The sequence below is a fragment of the Hydrogenophaga sp. 70-12 genome, assembly GCF_001897365.1.
Taxonomy (GTDB): Bacteria; Pseudomonadota; Gammaproteobacteria; order Burkholderiales; family Burkholderiaceae_C; genus Hydrogenophaga; species Hydrogenophaga borbori.
Window position 1 is genome coordinate 1 of record NZ_MKSS01000413.1, and the last position, 5120, is coordinate 5120.

Sequence of the window (5120 nt, forward strand, 5' to 3'; positions counted from 1 at the left end):
GTGCGCTTCCTGCTGTCCGACCAGGCCGCCGCGGTCACGGGCACCACCCTGGTGGTGGACTGCGGCTGGCTGGCGGGCTCCGGCTGGCAGACTTACCAGCCGATGCCGCGGCGCTGAAAGGGTTCCCATGCATTTCAATCACGGTGTTTTCGGCCTGTTGTGGCGCACCGCCACGCAGCGGCCCCAGGCCCCGGCCGTGGCCCTGGGCGAACGGGTCGTGGCGCGCTACGGCGATCTGCTCGAGCGTGCCCTGGACGTGTCGGCCGGGCTGGCCCGCCTGGGCTGCCGGCCCGGCGACCGGGTGGTGATCTTCATGAAGAACCAGCCCGAGTGGCTGGCCCTGATGTTCGGCTGCTGGGCGCGTGGTCTGGTGGTCGTGCCGGTCAACGTGAAGCTGCACGCGCGCGAGCTGGCTTTCATCCTGGACGACTGCCAGGCGCGCGCGCTGTTCCACGACCCGGGCCACCAGGACGCGCTGGACGCGCTCGGCCTGGTGCCGCGCACGCCCGGGATCGCGGTCGGAGGTGCCGACTACCAGCGCCTGCTGGGCGCGCCCCCGATGGCGCCCGAGCCGGTGGCACCGGACGCCCTGGCCTGGCTGTTCTACACCAGCGGCACCACCGGACGGCCCAAGGGCGCCATGCTCAGCCACGCCAACCTGCTGGCGATGGCCAGCGCCTACACCAACGACGTCGAGCCCGAAGGCATGGGCCGCGCCATCCTGCACGCCGCGCCCATGTCGCACGGCTCGGGCCTGTACATCCTGCCGCACGTGCTGCACGGCTCGCTGCACATCTGCCCCGAGTCGCGCGGCTTCGAGGTCGACGAGATCGACCGCCTGATGGCCGTGCACCGGGGCGTGTCGATGTTCGCCGCGCCGACCATGGTCACCCGGCTCACGCTGTCGGCGGCCACCGACCTGCCCGGCCTGCAGACGCTCGTCTATGGCGGCGGGCCGATGTACGTGGCCGATTGCGTGCAGGCCATGGACCGTTTTGGCGAACGCCTGGCGCAGATCTACGGCCAGGGCGAAACGCCCATGACCATCAGCTCGCTGACGCGCTCGCAGCACGAGCGCGGCCACCCCCGGCTGCAGGCGCGCCTGGCGTCCTGCGGCTACGCGCAGACCGGCGTGCAGATCCGCATCCTGGACGACCGCGGCGAGGCCCTGCCGGTGGGCGAGACGGGCGAGATCGTGGTGCGCGCGCCCACGGTCATGCTGGGGTACTGGAACCTGCCAGACGCGACCCGCAAGACCCTCAGGGACGGCTGGCTGTACACGGGCGACGTCGGCGCCTTCGACGCGGACGGCCTGCTGACGCTGAAGGACCGCAGCAAGGACGTGATCATCAGTGGCGGCACCAACATCTACCCGCGCGAGGTCGAGGAGGTGTTGCTGCGCCACCCCGCAATCCGCGAGGTGTGCGTGCTCGGCATGCCGGACGCCGATTGGGGCGAATCGGTGGTGGCCGTCTACAGCTGCCGCGACGGCGAGGCCGCCACGGCGCAGGAACTGGACCAACTCTGCATCGAGCACATCGCGCGCTTTAAGCGACCCAAGCGCTACCTGCAGGCCGCGGAGCTGCCCAAGAACGCGGCCGGCAAGATCCTCAAGGCGCAGTTGCGCGAGCAACTGGCGGCATCCGGCCGAGCCGGCTGAGCGGTCCTGCGGCGCCCGTCGGACGCGCCGGCCGAGTGCCGATATCGGCTAAAACGCCGGCATGTCCCGACCCGATGTCCTCATGCACCGGGCCACCGAGGCCCTGTACGACGCCGTGATCGACCCAGCCGCCTGGGACGATGCCATGCGGGCGCTGCGTGCCCTGTTCCATTCGCGGGTGGAAGCCTTGTACTGCCTGGACCTGCGCGCGCGCGCTCTGCGGCCCGTTCGCATCGAAGGCGTCGATCGGGCACACATCAAGCGCTTCTCGGCCAGTTTCTACCTGCCCGACAACCCCTGCCTGAAAACGCCCGAGCTGCACCGGCCAGGCGTGGTCCGCACCGAGGAACGCATGCTCGCTCACCTGGGTGACCCGGCGGCCTTGCGGCGCTCGACCTACTTCAACGAGTGGCTGCGGCCGCAGGGCCTCGCGCACACCATGGGCATCACGCCGTGGGTGCAGGAGGGCCTGGTGCTCAACTTCAGCCTGTTGCGCGAGCCCGGTCGCGGCAGCTTCGGCCTCGCCGAGCAGCGCCGCCTCGATCGGCTCGCGAGGCACATGGAGCGCGCCATGCGCATGGTGGTGAAGCTCGACACGCTGACGCAGCGTTGCAGCGACAGCACGACGGCCCTCGATCGGATCGAGCAGGGCATGGCCGTGCTCGACGCGCAAGGGGCCTTGCTGCAGGCCAACCAGGCGGCGCTGCGGCTGCTCGCGCGCGGCAAGGGCTTCTGTTTGCGCGGCGGCCGGCTCGCCGCGCGCGAGCCGCAAGACCAGGCGCGTCTCGATGCCCTGCTGAACGCCTGCACGGCCGGCAGCACCTGGGCCGAACCGCTCCAGCCGGCCGCGCTCGTGGTTCAGGGGCTGGTGCTGCAGATGACGCCCCTGCGCAGCACGCGCAGCGTGTTCGTGTCGCCGCAGGCGGCCGTCCTCGTGAGCCTGTCGGAACCGCTGGCGCCGCCGGTCGCACAGGCGCGCGAGACGCTGGCCGCGCTGTTCGGACTCACCGGGGCCGAAGCGCGGCTGGCGCTGTCGCTGATGGACGGGGGAGGGCTGCGCGAAGCCGCTTCGCGCGCGCGCATGAGCTATGCCACCGCGCGCTGGTACCTGAAGATCCTGTTCCAGAAAACCGGGTCCACGCGACAGAGCGAACTGATCGCGCTGCTGGTGCGGGTCACGCAGTCGGCCTGGCCGCTGCAGATGCACTGAGGTCGTGACCCCGCCCGGCATCGCCGCGCGCCTCGCACCGCCCATGGGCGCACCTCCCATTTGGGAGGTGCCTCGCATGCCCGCGCGACCTAGCATGGGCCCATCACAACCGAGGACAGTCGATATGCGTTACGCCGTTTTCCGGCGCGCTTCGGCCGGGCTGCTCGCCATGGCCGCCGCGCTGTGCCAGCCCGCCGCGGCCCAACCGTCGTTTGACATCGTGGGCCTGCGCCCGGGCATGAGCGAAGCCGAAGCGATGGCCGCGCTCACCGCACACCGCCCCGGCATGCGCGTGCAGAAGCGCAACATGACCTACAACTACAGCGACGGCGTGCAACAGCTCAACACGCCGCCCTTTCTGTACGAGCTGTGGGTGACCTTCGACGACGCGCAAGGCCGCGAGGATTTCCGGCTCTACTTCGCACCGCCGCCCAGCGCGTCGCGTGTGCTCGGCATGACGCGTCAGGTGAGCCTGAAGTCTCCTCCCACGCAGGCCCAGCTCGGTGCCCAGCTGGCGCAGCGCTACGGCTCGCCCACCACCAGCGGCAAGAGCAACACCACCACCAACTTCGTTTGGGGGGAGCCCGGCAAACCCATGTGCTGGCGCAGCACGCCCAACACCACGGTGATCGGGGTGGGCGAAGCATCCGACATCCTGAGCGGCCTCAAACGCGGCCAGGACAAGGGCTATGTGCCGCGAGACCCCTCGACCTGCGGGCTGGCCGCCGCCGCCAGCATGGCCGGCGAGCCGGTGCACAACCTCACGGTGCGGCTGGTGGACTACGGCGCCTGGGCCGGCACGCACCAGAAGGCCAGGGACTGGGTGGAGCAGCAACGGCAAGAGGCCGTGAAGGCGCGGTTGTCGCGCGGTGCGGCACCCAAGCTCTGAGGAGCGCTTCGTGGCATGGCGCTCGCGCTGGCTGGCCGCGCTGTGGTTCACCACCGCTGCGGCGGCCTGGGCCCAGCCGGCGGGGCCGCGCCTGTTGTTCGGCGACGCGGCCAGCCGGCTGCCCGAGGCCGATCAGCAGGCCATCTTCCGCCTGCTCGACTACCGGATCGCCCCGGGCGGCAAGGCCTTGATCGCGCCCGATTGCGGCGAGATCGCGCACGAGACCCAGGTGCTGGATCTCAACAGCGACGGCGTGCCCGAGGTGCTGGTGATCGCGGGCAATGGCTGCACCTCGGGCCACACCGGCTCCTCGGTGTTCCTGTTCGTGAAAGACGCGCAGGGCCGCTATGCGCAGCAACTGGGTTTTCCCGGCGCGAGCGTCACGCCATTGCCGACACGAAGCCAGGGCTGGCGGGACCTGCGCATCGGCACGGCGGGCTTCTGCGAGCCGGTGTGGGCGTGGAAGGGTTCGGCCTACGACCTGAAGTGCAGCGTGGAAACCCAGCGCCGGGGCTGCCAGGGGCTGGGGCCGGTGAAGCTGTGCCGGCGTTGAGGGCCTGTCTAACGCCCTGCAAGTCAATGCGTCGGGTTCACGGCACCCCCCATGAAAAGCTGACGCTGCTTGCCGCTTCGTCCGGATCGAGCACCTCTCCGCTCCGGTACTTTTGAGCGCCGGGACAAACGCTCAAGCCCTGCGCAACTCAGCGCCAGGCCTCACGCGTTCGCCCAACAAAAAAGCCCCTGCACTGCAGGGGCCTCAGACTCGCTGGCGGTGGGGGTAGGCGGGGCTGAAACTGTCTCAGGGCCTGGGCCCGCTGCGCGTGCTTCAAAAATGTTGCGGTAGCGAGCCATCGAGGTGTGTTGGTGGACACCCTTAAATAAAAAAACGCGCGCGCACGCACGGGCGCACGCGAAAAAGGGAATTCTCCACGATGTGGCAGTGATGCGTGAGGCGATCGAGCAGCGCAGTGGTCATCTTGGCATCGCCGAAGACCTGGCTCCACTCCCCGAAGCTGAGGTTGGTGGTGATGACCACGCTGGTGTGCTCGTAGAGCTTGGAGAGCAGGTGGAAGAGCAGCGCACCGCCCGACTGGCTGAACGGCAGGTAGCCCAGCTCGTCCAGGGTGAGCATGTCCACGTACATCAGGCGGTGTGCGATCTGCCCGGCTCTGCCCTGGGCTTTCTCGATCTCCAGCGCGTTGACCAGCTCCACCGTGGAGTGGAAGCGCACCCGCTTGCCGTGGCGGTGCACGGCTTGAACACCCAGGGCTGTAGCCAAGTGCGTCTTGCCGGTCCCAGGACCGCCGATGAAGACCACGTTGTGGGCCGAGTCGGTGAAGCTGCTCGTGTGCAGCTTATTG

5 protein-coding genes are annotated in these 5120 nt (G+C 69.5%); 4 read left to right on the plus strand and 1 reads right to left on the minus strand.

Going from position 1 to position 5120, the window contains the following annotated elements:
• The first annotated feature begins 127 nt into the window (after nucleotides 1-127).
• The 4 genes from BGO22_RS21435 to BGO22_RS21450 all read left to right on the plus strand — a co-directional run bounded on the left by BGO22_RS21435 (nucleotide 128) and on the right by BGO22_RS21450 (nucleotide 4312).
• Nucleotides 128-1660, plus strand: coding sequence for a class I adenylate-forming enzyme family protein (locus tag BGO22_RS21435; protein ID WP_070399029.1), 1533 nt, complete (start codon nucleotides 128-130; stop codon nucleotides 1658-1660).
• A gap of 61 nt (nucleotides 1661-1721) precedes the next feature.
• Nucleotides 1722-2870, plus strand: coding sequence for a helix-turn-helix transcriptional regulator (locus BGO22_RS21440; RefSeq protein WP_139147037.1), 1149 nt, complete (start codon nucleotides 1722-1724; stop codon nucleotides 2868-2870).
• A 124-nt stretch (nucleotides 2871-2994) separates the two neighbouring features.
• Complete coding sequence (locus tag BGO22_RS21445) at nucleotides 2995-3759, plus strand: hypothetical protein (protein WP_070399027.1); 765 nt, start codon at nucleotides 2995-2997, stop codon at nucleotides 3757-3759.
• 10 nt (nucleotides 3760-3769) lie between these two features.
• Entirely contained in the window at nucleotides 3770-4312 is a 543-nt protein-coding gene (locus tag BGO22_RS21450; protein ID WP_070399026.1) for a hypothetical protein, read from the plus strand.
• 321 nt (nucleotides 4313-4633) lie between these two features.
• Here BGO22_RS21450 and BGO22_RS21455 read toward each other — a convergent pair.
• On the minus strand, nucleotides 4634-5120 hold a 487-nt coding region (locus BGO22_RS21455), incomplete at its 5' end, for an ATP-binding protein (protein WP_286852412.1).